Below are 14,951 nucleotides of genomic sequence, written 5' to 3' on the forward strand. Positions count from 1 at the left end.
CCGATCAGGTGGGGGTCCACCGGCACCGGTCATCGGTTTGCGTTCTGGCTGGAACGCCGCCATTGTAGCCAAATGGATCGGAAATTGTCAATTTGCAAGGGTCCTGCCATGCGTGTGCGCACCTGTTTCATCACCTCCAATTATTTGCTGGCCCTGTTGTCGGTTTCCTGCCTGATTTTCGGGGAAGTCATCCGGCTTGCGGTCGGCATTCTGGTGGTCACGGCATTGAGTGCCTTTTGGATGCTGGAATGGAACAAACGCATTCCGCTGCCTCCCCCTCGTTTCTTTTCCCTGTGGAAAATCGCGGCGATCGCCCTGCCGGTCCTTTACATTGCGATCAAACCGGAAATGCTGAACCTCATTGTCGGTTTTCTGCTCTTCATGCTGTTGACGCGTTTCCTTTTCAAAACGGAATTGAACGATTACCTCTACGGCTACCTGATTTCGATCGTGTGTCTGTTGATCGGCGCCATCTTCACACAGGACATCGTGTTCGCATTCCTGTTTCTGGCGTTTTACCTGTTGCTGTGCTGGGCGCTGATGTTCTACCACATGATGGTGGAAAAAGTGGGCAGCCGTTCCGCACCGGACGCGTTTCGGAGTGTGGGCGAGGCGGACACCGCACGCGGCGCCCTGTTCGGGTTGTCCGCTTTCATGATCGTGGTCAGCCTGGCCATGACGGTCACCATCTTTCTGAGTTTTCCGCGCTTCGGCCTGGGGTTCCTGGAATTGGCGACAGCCAGCGCCCCGGTCACCGGGTTTTCCGACAAGGTACGGCTGGGCGAGGTGGGGAAGATCAAGGAAAACCAGAACGTGGTCATGCGTATCGAGTTCACCCGCGACGGCAAGCCGTACCGGCCTTCCTCGAAAGTGCTCTGGCGTGGCGTGGCGCTGGACCATTACGACGGCGAGACCTGGAGTTCCACCATGTCCATGGTGTGGCGGTCGCGTCACCGGCCCGGCACCAACACCGCCCTCTTCCACGTGCCCAATCCACAAAACGTGGTCGAGCAGGAAATTTATATGGAATCGTTCGACTCGCCGGTCATCTTCACCTACGGCGTGCCCATGAAAATCGACGGCACATTCGAACGCATTCAGATGAACAACGGCCAGGTGTTCAAGACCACCGACAACCACATGGGGCCGCGCCGCTTTTCGATGATTTCAGACCTCGGCAAGGAATACCAGTCGTTCCGCCTGCCCGTGCAGCCAGATCTGAGCTTCATGCAGGGCTTTCCCAATCCACACCTGCAACGCCCGCCCGTCAGCCAGGATCTGCAGAAACTGGCGGCGCGGCTGGTCCAGGACACGGACCCGGTCCCGCTCAAAGCGTCTAAAATCGAAAACCACTTGCTGCAATTCAAGTATTCCATGGATATGAAACGGGAGACCGGGCTTTCGGCAATCGACGAGTTCCTGTTCGTGCGCAAGGCCGGGCACTGCGAGTACTTCGCCTCGGCGATGGTGCTGCTGCTGCGTCTGAACGGCGTGTCCGCACGCGTGGTCAACGGCTTCATGGGAACGGAATGGAACGAGATGGGCAACTACATGATCGTGCGCCAGGCGCACGCCCATTCCTGGGTGGAGGCGTACATCCCCGGAAAAGGCTGGAAAACCTATGACCCGACGCCACCGGACCCCGGAGGGGCCGTCACGCGCCTCAATGCCCTGTCGCGGACTTACGACATGATGCGCCTCTACTGGCAACGCTACATCGTCAAATACTCCGCCCGCGACCAGGTGCGCATCGTCGAATTTTTCAACCGCGGCGCACACGACCTGACCGGACATTTCAAAAAAATCAAATCGCTGACGGCGGACGACGTCCTGCAATTCTTCAAGAACCGCCCGGCCATCTGGGTCGGCCTGTGTGTGCTGGCGGGCCTCTTGCTGTGGTTGCAACGCCATGGCTGGCAGGGATGGAGCTGGGCGTCCCGGCCGTCCTACCCGGTGCGCCTTTATCAGAAAATGCTGCGCAAGCTGGAAAAACAGGGCATCCACAAACCCCATTCTTCGACCCACCTGGAATTTTTAGACAAACTGAAAGGCCTCGCCCCGGAAAAATGGGAATCGGTGCGGGACATCACAGGATTTTACGAGGCGCACCGTTTTGGCGGGGCTCCCGAAAACGAAGCCGAAATATCACGAATGGAAAAACTGGTCCGGCAATTGTAATGCATGGGCCCGCGCCCCTTCCCGTTGCGGGGGGAGCGCATCGCAATCCTCTTTTCAAGGAGAAGGCAACGTCATGCAACCGTTTCTTGTTCTGCTCATCATGATCACCGTGCTGTTCGCCCCCGACTCATCCGCTGCGGCGAACAAAAAATATTTCAGCCTGATGGCCGGTCCCTCGTTCCGCACCGATGCCGATTCTTCCTTCAGCGGGTCGCGTGTGGCGGGGAATCCGGGCGGCGAGCAGGATGTGGACATCGGCGCTGTGGGCGGCGTGGCGGCGGGCATGTATTTGCCGGACCATTTACGCGTCGAGGCCGAACTCGCCCTGCGCAACAACGAAGTCGGCGAACCCCTGCCCGGTTTTCAGGACTGGAACGTGGGAGCGGTCACGTTGATGGTCAATGGCTACTACGACATCCCGCTCCATCACGCCATCCAGCCGTTTGTCGGAGCCGGCATGGGACTGGGACTCGCCACTTCGTCGCTGGAAGATAATTTTGGATTCTCCGACACCGACACCGAAACCGTCTTCACCTATCAACTCATGGGCGGCGCGCAGTACCGACACAATGACCGGCTCACCTTCTTCACGGCATACCGGTATTTCGCCACCACCGATCCCGACTTCCAGTTTGGAGGCGTGAGAGCGGCAACGCAGATCAACAGTCACGACTGGATTTTCGGCGTGCGCTTCGATTTCGAGTAAGGCCTTGGTCCGTTTTTCGACTTCCCCTAACGGCTATTGACAAAAACTTGCCTTCGGCTATGATTTAAATCTTTTTCGCACGTTAGAGGAAATTCATGAAACGACTTGTGGGGTGGATGGCAGGGCTGGTATTGGGATTTGGTGTGGCGACTGCCTGGGCGGGCAGTCCGTATGCTTCGGCCAAATTCGGCGGTACTGGAAAATTCGACAACACGTTGGGCGGGGCCACGCTCCAGTTCAATACCGGAATCAGTTTTCTGACAGCGGTCGGGTATGAATTTGAAAAACCCTATCGGCTGGAAATCGAGATGGGCTACAACCACAATACGTACGACGGCCTCAACAGCGCCGCCACCGTTTCCTCGTCCGGAAGTTTCGGCGCCTTCACCACCATGGTCAACGCGTATTACGACATCCCCCTCAAAATCCAGGACCTCGAATTGCCGGTGACTCCATACGTCGGCGCCGGCGTGGGTCTCGCCGTGGTGCGGGTGGAAACCAACGATCCCAACTTCGTCGGACCCAATCCCGATTCCGATACCGATCTCGTGCCTGGCTGGCAGGCGATGCTGGGCTTCCAAAAGGACGTCGGCCCGCGCTGGACGATCACCGGCGAGTTCCGCCTGCAATATTTGCAGGACCCCAACCTGACCTTGAGCGGCCAGGACCTCAGTGCCTCCTACGAAACCCAACAGGTTCTGTTCGGAGCGCGTTACCGGTTTTAAACTGGAATCATAACGTGACATCCCGGCTGGGCGGAATGGGATGCGGACGGATACAACGAGATGCCAGACACGTGTACCGTGCGGTCACGCTGTCTGGTCTTCGAGGCGTTCTAAAAGATGCCGGAAGGAATCGCGTTCGATCACTTTCTGGAACTGAGCCCGGTAGTTGCGAACGATGCTGACGCCATTGACGTAAAAATCGTACACGCGCCATTCCCCGTTTTCCAGCACCATGCGGTAATCGATGGAGGCGTTGTCGCTGGGCGTGATCACCCGCGTCTTCACCAGAGCAAACTTGCCTTGCACGCTTTCTTCCAGATAATGCAGAGTGCCTTCCCGGTAATTCTCCACGAACTGCAGGAAGGATTGTTCCAGCAGTTTCTGCAGCAATGCCACAAAGCGATGCTTCTCATAAAATGTGCGATGCCGCCAGTGTTCCTGCAGGGTGGACTGCGCCATGCGTTCAAAATTCAAACGATCCTGAATGACTCGGCGCAAGACCAGGCGGCGCTGCCGAGCGTCTTCCCGTAACGTGTCCTGCGCCACCACTTCCAACACGCGGTTGATGGTTTCCTTCAAAACCCGGGCGGGTTGTGAAAATGCAAAACCGGTGACCGCGATGGCAGAAACTTCTTTCGATGTATTCAACGACGCCGGCGACACGTGCACCGGTTTGTCATGCTCACGAATGCTGGAAAACGCGAAATGCGGAAACGTCCAGACGAGAACCAGGACCAGACTCAATTTGACTTTCCATGAAATGGACCGCGGAATCACAAATTTTTTCATGATCGCACCTCACGCCATTTCCGGATTTCATCCGATACGTGCCGCCTCACCCCGTTGCAACCTCCAACGCGTGCACGGTTGTCCATAATTTCGACCATTCTTCGATTTACTGAACTCATGAATTCCGACAAACCTTTCCTGCCTTTGGCTTCGTTACTGTGCAACCCAGTGTAACACGATTTTAAAAATTGTAAAAACAATAAGTTAGAGACCACCCCCTTGGCCTCGGACAGGCCCTGCGGGCACAAATGGGGGAGAATTCCTGAAAAATCGTAAATTACAGGGGCTTCCTCGGATCAGCCTGACTTCAGATTTCCGATTCCAATGAGGACGGTGCCGGACGGCACCTCGTCAAAACGAACTATTTGCGTTGCATGAGGATGCGGCTGTACTCGGTGAGTTGTTCGGCTTTTTCTGTGTCGTTGGTGCGGTTGAATATCATGATCAGGTTGTGCAGCATGCGAATGAGGATTTCGCGGCTGGTCACCGGCAGCAGGAAGCTGCTTTCGAACTGGATGCCGAATCCCTTCACCATTTCTTCACAGTCCTTGGCCGTGATCACGCGACCGTCATTGAATGGATCGAAAAAGATCGGTTCCTTCGTGGTTTCACACCGCACCACAAAGTGCCCCGGCAAGCCCACGCCCGCAACCGGTAAGTCCAGCCGTTGACCGACCAGAATGCACAATACCGAAAGCGTGATGGGAATGCCCGTCTGCCCGGTCAGCACGGTGTCGAAATAACTGTTCTCCGGGCTGAAGTAATCCGATTTGTTGCCGTGATATCCTTTCTCCTGAAACAAAAATTCCGTGAGTTTGCGCACCCGCTCCGCGCCCTCGTCTTTCGTCCGGATGCGCGAGGCCAATTCAGACGCCAGGCGATCCAGCATTTCTTCCACGTGCGCGGGGTCCGCTTCCGGATGCCCGTAGCGCATGATCAAACACACGCCCTGCTCCAGATCGACGTCTTCTCCTTCGGGCACCTCTGCCAACGCCTGAAACTCCACGGCGATCAATCGCGGCTCAATGCGCCGCATCACCTCGGCGATCTCCGCCCGCAGCGTGACATTCTCCTCACTCCGCGCTGTTTCCAGAAACGGTAGCGCCTCCGCGCCCAGTTCCACCAGCCGGTCCTGCACCCGTTCGCGGACAAAGGCATCCCGGTCGTCCATCAATCGTATTAATGAAGAGATTTCCGCGCGTTCGCTATCGGTCGTCGCGTTGGGGTCGTTGTCCGCCGGTGATTTTTTCATGCTGCTTTCAGTGAGAGGGTGGGGTGGAACGGTCTGGATGGAGACCAGGCTCCATCCAGACCGCGAACGTTTTTACAATTACAGATTGGGTTGCGGCGTCATCCGCAGGTACGGTTTGACCTCCTTGAAGCCCTTCGGGAACTTCGCCGGAATGTCTTCCGTTTTGATGGCCGGAACCACCACGCAGTCCTCACCGTTTTTCCAGTCGGCAGGCGTGGCCACGCTGTAGTTGGCCGTCAATTGCAGAGAGTCGATCACGCGCAACAGCTCGTCGAAGTTGCGCCCCGTCGAAGCCGGGTAGGTGAGCGTCAGCTTCACCTTCTTGTCCGGACCGATGATGAACACCGAACGCACCGTCATGTTGTCCAGCGCGTTCGGATGGATCATGTCGTACATCTGCGCCACCTTGCGTTCCGGATCGGCAACGATCGGATAGTTCATCGAGCAGTTCTGCGTCTCGTTGATGTCCTTGATCCAACCCTTGTGACTGTCCAGCGGATCGACGCTGAGCGCGATCACCTTGACGTTGCGTTTTTCGAATTCCTTTTTCAGATTGGCCACCCGTCCCAGCTCGGTCGTGCACACCGGGGTGTAGTCCTTGGGATGCGAAAAAAAGATGCCCCAGCTGTCCCCCAGCCACTCATGAAAATTGACTTTGCCTTCCGTGGTCTCCGCCGAAAAATCCGGCGCTGTGTCTCCCAGTCGAATAGCCATAACAACTCCTTTCAAAATAAGGATTTACCTGAAACTTGAACCATGGCCGATTTATCCGTCTTAACAATGAGGCAAGAAAAATTTGTCGTTGGATTGGCACGGATTATACCATATATTGCAAGAAAATCGGTGTCGCGTTCGGGCTGCCCAAGGGGCCGGCAACCCGGGGAGGTATGTCCCATGAATACCAATACGATGCCGAATTCCAGCGAAAGGTTTTATCTAAAATTTCCCGCTCCCCCGCATTGCAATTATGACCGACGATCCATCCAGCACCCGCAATATCGAAGACACGCTCAGTCTGCTCAAGAAAGTCTGGGTGGTGTTCCTGCTCGGGCTCTATGCCGCCTGCATCTACAATGAATTGCGTTTCCCTGGGTTTCGGGAGGAGCCGTTGGAAGGGGAAGCCGGTTTGTGGAAAATCCAGCGGGTACTGTATTTCGGCCTGCTCGGTCTCGGCCTGCTGACCGATGTCGTCCAGATCCGCATCGACCGCGACAAGGCGTTCATGTACCTGTTCGCGTCTTTGATTCTGGGCGGCCTGTCCACCCTGATCGGCGCCACCCAGTTCAAAGTATTTGATTCTATTCTTGGGTGAGATAAGAAGGGTGTCGCCGGGCCCGCAATCCATTGCGGGTAGGCAATCGATGAGGTGGGGTCACCCGACCCCAGTGCTCGGGTGTCTGGGGAAATGCAGGAGATTGGGCCAACCGTTTCAATTGCGCTTTCATCTTTTTCGCCGCCATAGCATAGCCTCCTTCAGCTCCATCGACGAAATGAATGTGCTCATGGTTGTAGTTGAAAATCATGCAGGTCACAAGCGCTCCCGGAGCGGGGTGCAGGCCGTAAACAAGCTCAAATTTCTCGCGCCGTGATTCCAAATACCGCTTCAATTCTTTTCTCTGCTCCACACTGCCGGACAAAACATAACGCAACAGGTCGTCGAACTTGCGGAAGTCGCTGTTGGCGACGAAATCTGGTTTGTAGTTTCCCCATTCTATACCTGCAAACCGAACGTCCCGTTCCACCACGAAGTAACCGATGAGTTGCTGAATCCACAGGTCGAACCAGTACCACACCCGCTCATACAGAGACTTGCCCCAGGTGCGGATTCGGAATTCATTCCGCAATGCCCGGTTGGACCGGGTCAGGCGCATCAGGTATTCACGAAGCGGGTGATGGTCAGCGGTTTCTCCGTAAATCTCCTGGATTTTTTCCAGCACTTCTTTATAAATACGCCCATGCGCTTCGGGCGTGTCGCTCAAGGCCGAGACCAGCACCGTCACCGTTTCTTCATGCGGGCTGGGCACCACATCCCAACGGCATTCGAGCCCATTAAAATCACCGGACACACCCACCGTTTGCGGGTCCAACCGATAAGGCGCACCTGCCTTTTCATCTTTCAGAATGGTTTCAGCATGTGTCAATCCACCGCCGCTGAACAGGGCCTGGTCATAATAAGGAGAAACTCTGACTTTCGCGACCCGCACCCTTGCCGAAGAAGCCGCGTGAATGACGCGAACGGGAATGGCGCCGACGCGCAACTCGAGATCGAAAGACTCGTGCGCCATGATGCGCGCCGCACACAACGCTTTCTGCACCGCTTCGAGACAACTTGCCGGGAAGCACACCGTGGAACCGTCACCGCCAAACACATAAGGTACCTGAAACGGTTTCACCGCATTGAGCACCGCCATGATCGACGATGCCCCAACGTTGTTCACAGCCTTGTATTCGCCTCGTTCGATTGCTTTCGTGGAGCCGACGACGTCAGTGAACGCAATGTACCAGTCGCCCGGAACCTCGTGAAAATTTTCCAGATGAGCCAGGGTTTCGAATTGACCCAGGGCGGAAAGATCGCGGTAAAAGTGGTCGGAGTTCATTGAATTAGTATAAGGACCCACCTCCGCAGTACAGAATGGAATCCGGCGGCCCGGGCACAACCCGGCGAATTTCAAATGAATCGATTTTTCACGCCGGAGAAAATGTTCTGATTCCGGATATTTGAAAGTCCCGATTCCACCACATCCCTGTGGGAACCGGAATCCTATATGGATTCCGGGGCGCCTGCTCATCGAGGTCGGAACAGATTTCGCGAAAGAAAACAGCTACTCATTAAAAGCGGAAGGGAGGTTGCGGACGCGGCGGGAAACAGGCGGGAAACGCTTCGGGAAAACACTGAGTCGCGCCACCCCGCCTTTTCTTGTTATTTACCCGAAACCATGCTAATTTACACGACACTTGACTAGAAAATATAAGGTGGGCCGTTAGCTCAACTGGCAGAGCAACTGACTCTTAATCAGTAGGTTGTAGGTTCGATTCCTACACGGCTCACCAAAAATGGGAAAGGGCTTGGCGACCATCGCCAAGCCCTTTTGCTTTTCGTATCCGGGCCTGTTATTTGATGGGAAACTCAATGCCGCACTTGAGACCGGCGACGACTTTATGCTTGGGATTGGGCAACTCCAAACGGATGCCGAAGGTGCCGCTGGCGGCATCGACCACGGAATCGACGATCTTCACTTCCGCCTTGTAACGGCCCCCCACCGGCTCTTCGGGAAACACCGTGGCCTTCATACCGGCCCTGATCTTGCCCAGGTAGGAGATGGGCGCGATCACTTCCACATGCAACGGGTCGATCTGTGCCAGCTTCATCACCGGCTGTTCCTCCACAAACTCACCGGGCGACTTGAACCGATCCACCACCACTCCGGTGATCGGGCTGGCGATGCTGCGCAAATCCCGAACTTCTTTCGTCCGCTCCAGTTCCAATCCGGCAATCTTATACCCTTCTTCCGCGCGCAGGACTTCCAACTCCGCCAGGATTTTTTCGGTCGCCGCTTCGTCCTGCTCATTTTTCGGCACCATGTTTTTTTGTACAGTTCATTGACTTTAAGAGTCGCGGTGGTGGTGGCGAAGTCGAGACGGTCGGTGCCCTCGTCCGCGATCTCCTGGACGGTATCCGCACCCCAGCCGTCGATAAACTGATAGGTGTCATTCCGAGGCCGCCGATGAGGGTGTCGTTGCCGGTGCCGCCGATCAGGCGGTCGACCCCGCCCAAACCACTCAGCGTGACGTCGCCGGTGAAGGCGGACGCGTCGAGCGTGTTGGCGCTGTTGCCGCCGGTCAACTCGGCTTTTTGAAAACCGGACAGGGTGAACGTTTGTCCACCTGCATTGAGGCTGGTGTTGGTGAGGGTCTGGTCGGAATTCTTGGTGGACCTCAGCGTGTCGTCACCGTCTCCACTGAAATTAATGGTCTTGCCGCTACCCAGCGTGCCCAGATCGAGTTCAAGAAAATCCGCGCCCGTTGTGCCGGTGATGTTGATGGTGTTCGAATCCGCAAGTTCCGATGACACCACCGTGTTGGTGGCCTGGTCGAACAGTTCGTAGTTGCCTGCATTGAGCCGGAGGAGAAGGTCCGTGGGGTCGCCGGGACTCATCCCGTAAGTGAGGTCGGCGGAAAGCAGGATGCGGGGTTCGAGCGTTTCAAAAACCGGGCGTTCGCGTTCACGCGTGCCCAGGGCGGACGGCATTCTCGTATGCCGTCGTCCCCAACGCTTGCGGCCTAGCCGCGTCGCTGGGTTGTATTCCTGTACAGACGCAGGGTCACACGCAACGGGCCCAAACGGATACGCCATGACTTCCCCTCCCGGAATTCATCAAAGCCAACGCAACGTTAACTGGGTGCAGATACAGATGGGAGTGAACGTGTATCACCCTGTCCCCATGATGCATAGCGCCCTCACCGATTTTTTCTCAAACCCAACAGCCACCGTCTAAATAAGGCAGGAGCGGTCTGTTGACAACAACACTCTTCGGCTTGAGACCCGCAGTTGGTAACCCTGGAAAAAATGACTTGCCCAAAAATTCTATTTTCCTGCTTGGTAAGCGAATTAAACTCCCATTTATATTGGTTGTCAACGGAAACATTTATCGGCCATTGCTTGAAAATGAACCGGAACCTGTTATTTCATAAATAGTTAAAACATTAAGGAAAACCGATAATCTACAAAACCCATTGAAGCGAAAGCGTTTAACATAAACACCCCCATTCAAAAACAGTTTATTTTCTATCGTGGGATAATCCGTTTGACATTTTGTAGGAAAATTCTGATCATATATAGGAATTGATGAATAACGCGGGGTGGGCTGGTTCCGAGCATTCGGATGCCTCCACCCCCAAAAAGGGGGAACTATGAGACGCCTTCTTTTAACCGTTCTGGTGTGGTTCGTGGCCGGCACTCCCGCATGGGGCGATCAGAAATCCATCGAAATGAACGCCGAGATCCCTGCCCACGAATGGAATTCCACCCGCCTGCTCAATGTCAACCAGGGATCGACTCTGGAGTTCGAGTTCGCCAGTGACGGCGACATCAAGGTGCTGCTTCTGGACAAAGACGGCTTCAACAATTTCCCGGATGTATCGCAGCCCCTGTTCCGTTCGGACTCTTCGGACCGGATCAAGTTCTCGGTCGTGGTTCCCAAGCAGGGAGATTATTTTCTGGTCGTTGACAATACAGAAGGCGATTTGAAAGCCCACTACATTGCACGCATCAAGGCCAGCACGAACACCATGGCCCACATCGACCCGCAACCCGGTGCGTCCCATCCTCTGATTCTGGCGGCGCGCTAAATAAGAGCTTCGTAACGGGTGGTTGCCCTCTTTCGAATCGAGGGGGAGGATACCGTCTTGCGACGCCTGCCTTGCCCGCCGCGGCAACCGGTTGTCGTTGCCTCTTTTTCTCCTCATAAAAAAATCCCCGCATTCTGAGCGGGGATTTTCGTATTCAAACGGACTTCAAAGGTCCAGCGTCTCCCGAACCTTTCAAATGACTGCGAGGCGGGCCCAGCAGGCAATCACTTGGTTTCACCATCCAACGGCAGACGGCCAAACCGTTCTTCGTATTCGGAAATGATTTTATTCAACAGCACCAGCAGACGCTTGGCGGCAAACGGATTGAGCACCATGCGGTCGGAGAGCTGAATCGTCACCTCATTGTCCTGCGGCACGTTCCAGGTCTGGTTGGTCCCGAAAAAAATGGACACCTCTTCGCGCGTGCTGGATGCATTGACCACGTTGGTATAAGTGGTCTGCATCTTGGAGTCGTCCCAGTTCAGTTTCAAATTCTGTCCCTTTTTCTGTTGCGACTGCGGACCGGCTCCCGGACCTGCTGCTGTTGCTTTTTTTCTTCCGCCATAAAGGTCTCCCCTTCTCTTTCGAGTGGATATCAATGCCCAGTCCTGGAACAGAAACTGGAAACGTTTTTTATTAACATAATGGCTGTCATGAATAAATACAAGAGTGACGCCCCGCACCCCGAAGCAGCGCGGGAAATTGATCGAGACGCCCCACGATGCGGGCAACGTTAGCCTAGGCGTCGGGAGGGATGCAATCCAGTTCCTGCTGGATGGATGCCCTGTCAAACACGGAAGCCAGGTGCCGCAACCTGCCTGCCAGTTTTCTTTCTTCCGGCCCCAATCCATCCATTCCGTGAAGCAGTTCTACAAACTCATTGAACAATCCCTTGCTGAGCATCGCGTTGAGATCCGCGACCAGGGAGGCCGGAACCCGGAGGCCGCCATAATGGATCGATTCGTCACCGGCCGTCTGCCCGCCGCTGTCGGCATCGTCCGGGGCATGCACAAACTCGACATCCAGCAGCCGACGTATCGTATCCAGCAATTCCTCGCGCACCATGGGTTTGGAAATGAAGGCGTCCACGCCGCTGCCCAGGAACATTTTCTTTTCGTGATCGAAGGCGGACGCGGAAATCATGGCGATTTTGAACCGGTCGCGTCCGTATTCCTTGCACACCTGCTGAACCATCTCCATGCCGTCCATCACCGGCATGCGGTAATCGATCAACAGAATGTGCGGTTTCCACCCTTCGATCAGCTTGAGGCCCTCGACACCGTTTTCCGCCGTTTTGGTTTCGATGCCCACCCGCCGCAACATTTCCTGCAGGATTTCCAGATGGTTCCCGTCGTCATCCACGAGCAGCGCGCGCACTTTATGACCCGGTGCCAACAGGACCGCTCGTTGCAGGTCGGTCGGACCGGTGCGAGGGGAAAACCTGGACGCGGGCAACTGCAATTCAAAATAAAACCGGGCAAACCGGCCCGGCTTGGATTCCACCTTCAATTCCCCGCCCAACAACCGGACTAAACGTCTGCAAATGGCCAGGCCCAGCCCGGCGCCTCCTTTTTTCTGGCCTGCTTCATCCTGTACGAATATCTCAAATATCTGCCCCTGCTTTCCCGCTTCGATGCCCGGCCCGCTGTCGATGACCTCAAATAAATATTGATCCGGTGCGGTGGGTTGAACGCGGAGCTCCACCTCTCCGTGGTCCGTAAACTTGACCGCGTTATCCAAAAGATTGGTCAGGACCTGGTAGATTTTCTGGGAGTCTCCACGCACGGGAATGGGGCCATATCCCGGCATGGTGTATTTCCACCCCAGCTTTTTATCGCGGCAAAGAGCGCCGTAGCAGGAATCCAATTCGCACATCAGTGCATGGAGGTTGAAATCATGATCGTTCACCACCTCTTGCTGTGCTTCGATTTTTGAAATATCCAGAATGTCGTTGATCAAGTGCAACAGGTGCTCGCCGGAACGGTAAATGCTTCGCACCTTGGTCTTTTGCTGCAGGCTCAGGCTCGCATCTTTTTCCAGAATCTGGGCATAGCCCAGCACCGCGTTCAGCGGGGTGCGGATTTCATGACTCATGTTGGAAATGAACAGGCTTTTGGCCCTGTTGGCCTGCTCTGCGTCTTCCTTCGCACTCACCAGTTCGCTGGCCTTGGTTGAAATTTCATTTTCCAATTCCGCCATGTGCCTCTGCAGGGAATCGGTAATGCGCTTGAAAGACGAAGACAGGGTTTCCAAATCATCGGCCTCAGCCAAAGAAGCCGTGGCCCCGGAAGAATCCGCAACAGGCCGTGACAGGCCCTCACGCGAGCGGGTGGTGGACTGGACCAGTTTCTCGACCGGCCGGATGATGAAACCCACAAGCATGCCGCCCACCACCAATGCCAGCAGCACCGTCAGCCCCCAGACACTTTCCATGCCGGTGCGCAGGAACGAGACCGGTTTCAGCACTTCATCGGCATCCACTTCCAGCACCAGCGACCAGTCCAGGCCATCAAACCCCTTAAACCCCTTCGACCGGTAATAACCCAGCAGGGATGTCCGATTTTCGTCCTGCCTGTAAAAAAAACCGTTCTCTCCTTGCAGCACCCGGGCCACCGGTTCCCAGGAAGTGAGGTCCGTCCCGAAAGGCTGGATGCGTTCCGGATGCCGCCGGTCCTTCGATTCCGGCTTGCGGCTGCTCAGGATCACCGAGCCCTTGCCATCGAGCAGATAATAACGGAGAGACTGAATGGAGGCTTGATCCTGAAACTCATCGAGGAGTTGCCGGATGATCACAATATGGAGACCCGCTTTGATCAGCCCCATAAATTTATCGTTCTCATCCAGCAACCGGGTGACCAGGGTCACGGAGTAGGCATCGGTGCTTTCATCAAACGCGATATCCTGAATCCACACAGCGTCTTTGGAACGTGCCCCCTGTTGGTACCAATCTTCATCTCCCTGGTAATAATCGGTGGTGCGGGGAGATGCGGCAATGACCACGCCGAAACGGTTGGTGGCGAAAATTTCATTGAACACATCCGCGCCGTATTTGCGTTGCAGAAAGTGGCGTTTTGCGGCAAAAGCCCGGGATAGAGGATTATTGAGCAGAGCCTGAATTTCAGGAGTGTCCTTGCCTTCCACCCAGTCCCGGTCCATCTGCTGGATGTCCGCGTCGCGGTTGGGCAGGCTTTCAAAACGCTGATTCGATTTCCGGGCGGCCTCCACCAAGGACAACCCTTGCGCCAGGATCTGGGTTTCCTCCACCCGCATGAAAATGATGCGATCCACCGAATCCAGGGTGTTTTCGGTCAGGTTCCCGATCTCTTTACCAATGCGCTCTTCAATCACGGACTGGGAATGATTGAGCAATCCATACCCAATGCCACCCACCAATCCGCCCACAAGTAAAATCACCGCAAATATTTTCTTGGATGTGCTCATATTACCGCCGCAGCGCCTCGTCTCTACTTTATTTGATTCAACCCGGAATCCATCCACAACAAAACGCCAGAAAATATTTCATCGACGTCAACCGCCTCAAGTGGGTGGTGGGCATCATGGCCTCCGGCCTCGCCGCCGCGGCCTACTGGGTCAAGGATCACCTGCCATTCCTCAAGGGTGGCGGGTGACTCTCCCAGGATCCTTGATATTTTCGACGGCCTCCGGTTTTTTGGGCGTCGGTTTCTTTTCCGGTTCCTGCCGCTTCGGGTTGGTGGCCGGGGGCGGTTCGTATTCCGGCGGCTCATGCTTGTTGCCGGTCCGTGGCCGCCCGCTTTCGCAGAACCGGTTGTCCGGGCACGCTGAACAGTGGCCGGTGTCACCGCAAATGTAGGAGCCGGTATCGGACGGGCAACTGTGCCAGCGGTGGCACCCGGAGCGGTGGGCGGAGGCATCGTCCGGGGCGGCCAAAGTGACGGCCAGAATGAAGATGAGAGCGCCGGCGCGCAACACA

The 14,951-nt window shown here is 55.6% G+C and carries 15 protein-coding genes and 1 tRNA gene; 7 read left to right on the forward strand and 9 right to left on the reverse strand.

All coding sequences use genetic code 11. From position 1 onward, the window contains the following. Positions 1-108: 108 nt before the first annotated feature. The 3 genes from QML71_RS10975 to QML71_RS10985 all read left to right on the forward strand — a co-directional run bounded on the left by QML71_RS10975 (position 109) and on the right by QML71_RS10985 (position 3,609). A complete protein-coding gene (locus QML71_RS10975) occupies positions 109-2,178 on the forward strand; it encodes a transglutaminase TgpA family protein (RefSeq protein WP_282011970.1) in 2,070 nt (689 codons plus the stop codon). Positions 2,179-2,251: 73 nt separating this feature from the next. Further along, positions 2,252-2,884 carry an outer membrane protein gene (locus QML71_RS10980; protein ID WP_282011971.1) on the forward strand — a complete coding sequence of 211 codons (633 nt, stop codon included), beginning with the start codon at positions 2,252-2,254 and terminating at the stop codon, positions 2,882-2,884. A gap of 95 nt (positions 2,885-2,979) precedes the next feature. Beyond that, a complete protein-coding gene (locus tag QML71_RS10985) occupies positions 2,980-3,609 on the forward strand; it encodes an outer membrane protein (protein ID WP_282011972.1) in 630 nt (209 codons plus the stop codon). A gap of 84 nt (positions 3,610-3,693) precedes the next feature. On the opposite strand, the gene QML71_RS10990 is transcribed toward QML71_RS10985, so the two are convergent. The 3 genes from QML71_RS10990 to QML71_RS11000 all read right to left on the reverse strand — a co-directional run bounded on the left by QML71_RS10990 (position 3,694) and on the right by QML71_RS11000 (position 6,364). Beyond that, positions 3,694-4,398: an MlaC/ttg2D family ABC transporter substrate-binding protein gene (locus QML71_RS10990; protein WP_282011973.1), complete on the reverse strand. Its 705-nt coding sequence runs from the start codon at positions 4,396-4,398 to the stop codon at positions 3,694-3,696. A gap of 361 nt (positions 4,399-4,759) precedes the next feature. After that, on the reverse strand, positions 4,760-5,650 hold the full coding sequence (locus QML71_RS10995; protein ID WP_282011974.1) for a transglutaminase-like domain-containing protein: 891 nt from the start codon (positions 5,648-5,650) through the stop codon (positions 4,760-4,762). A gap of 78 nt (positions 5,651-5,728) precedes the next feature. Next, a complete protein-coding gene (locus QML71_RS11000) occupies positions 5,729-6,364 on the reverse strand; it encodes a peroxiredoxin (RefSeq protein WP_282011975.1) in 636 nt (211 codons plus the stop codon). Positions 6,365-6,617: 253 nt separating this feature from the next. Between QML71_RS11000 and QML71_RS11005 the strand changes: the two genes are divergently transcribed. Further along, a complete protein-coding gene (locus tag QML71_RS11005; RefSeq protein WP_282011976.1) occupies positions 6,618-6,962 on the forward strand; it encodes a hypothetical protein in 345 nt (114 codons plus the stop codon). On the opposite strand, the gene QML71_RS11010 is transcribed toward QML71_RS11005, so the two are convergent. Continuing rightward, on the reverse strand, positions 6,949-8,322 hold the full coding sequence (locus QML71_RS11010) for a DUF3095 domain-containing protein (protein ID WP_282011977.1): 1,374 nt from the start codon (positions 8,320-8,322) through the stop codon (positions 6,949-6,951). The two genes, QML71_RS11005 and QML71_RS11010, sit on opposite strands and share 14 nt — an antisense overlap. Before the next feature lie 303 nt (positions 8,323-8,625). On the opposite strand from QML71_RS11010, the gene QML71_RS11015 reads away from it, so the two are divergent. Then, a tRNA-Lys gene (locus QML71_RS11015) sits at positions 8,626-8,701 on the forward strand. A 60-nt stretch (positions 8,702-8,761) separates the two neighbouring features. On the opposite strand, the gene QML71_RS11020 is transcribed toward QML71_RS11015, so the two are convergent. Then, complete coding sequence (locus tag QML71_RS11020) at positions 8,762-9,232, reverse strand: efflux RND transporter periplasmic adaptor subunit (RefSeq protein ID WP_282011978.1); 471 nt, start codon at positions 9,230-9,232, stop codon at positions 8,762-8,764. Further along, a complete protein-coding gene (locus QML71_RS11025; RefSeq protein ID WP_282011979.1) occupies positions 9,216-9,899 on the reverse strand; it encodes an LEPR-XLL domain-containing protein in 684 nt (227 codons plus the stop codon). The genes QML71_RS11020 and QML71_RS11025 overlap by 17 nt, the downstream gene beginning before the upstream one ends. A gap of 662 nt (positions 9,900-10,561) precedes the next feature. Here QML71_RS11025 and QML71_RS11030 point away from each other — a divergent pair. Then, positions 10,562-10,999, forward strand: coding sequence for a hypothetical protein (locus QML71_RS11030; RefSeq protein ID WP_282011980.1), 438 nt, complete (start codon positions 10,562-10,564; stop codon positions 10,997-10,999). A 224-nt stretch (positions 11,000-11,223) separates the two neighbouring features. On the opposite strand, the gene QML71_RS14125 is transcribed toward QML71_RS11030, so the two are convergent. Both QML71_RS14125 and QML71_RS11040 read right to left on the reverse strand, forming a co-directional pair. Further along, positions 11,224-11,490, reverse strand: a complete 267-nt coding sequence (locus QML71_RS14125) for a DUF3467 domain-containing protein (RefSeq protein ID WP_371832120.1) — start codon at positions 11,488-11,490, stop codon at positions 11,224-11,226. A gap of 247 nt (positions 11,491-11,737) precedes the next feature. After that, entirely contained in the window at positions 11,738-14,440 is a 2,703-nt protein-coding gene (locus QML71_RS11040; protein ID WP_282011982.1) for an ATP-binding protein, read from the reverse strand. On the opposite strand from QML71_RS11040, the gene QML71_RS11045 reads away from it, so the two are divergent. Further along, on the forward strand, positions 14,431-14,628 hold the full coding sequence (locus tag QML71_RS11045; RefSeq protein ID WP_282011983.1) for a hypothetical protein: 198 nt from the start codon (positions 14,431-14,433) through the stop codon (positions 14,626-14,628). The genes QML71_RS11040 and QML71_RS11045 overlap by 10 nt on opposite strands. Here QML71_RS11045 and QML71_RS11050 read toward each other — a convergent pair. Further along, complete coding sequence (locus QML71_RS11050) at positions 14,612-14,950, reverse strand: hypothetical protein (protein WP_282011984.1); 339 nt, start codon at positions 14,948-14,950, stop codon at positions 14,612-14,614. The two genes, QML71_RS11045 and QML71_RS11050, sit on opposite strands and share 17 nt — an antisense overlap. Position 14,951: the final 1 nt, after the last annotated feature.

Source organism: Nitrospina watsonii, from assembly GCF_946900835.1.
GTDB lineage: Bacteria > Nitrospinota > Nitrospinia > Nitrospinales > Nitrospinaceae > Nitrospina > Nitrospina watsonii.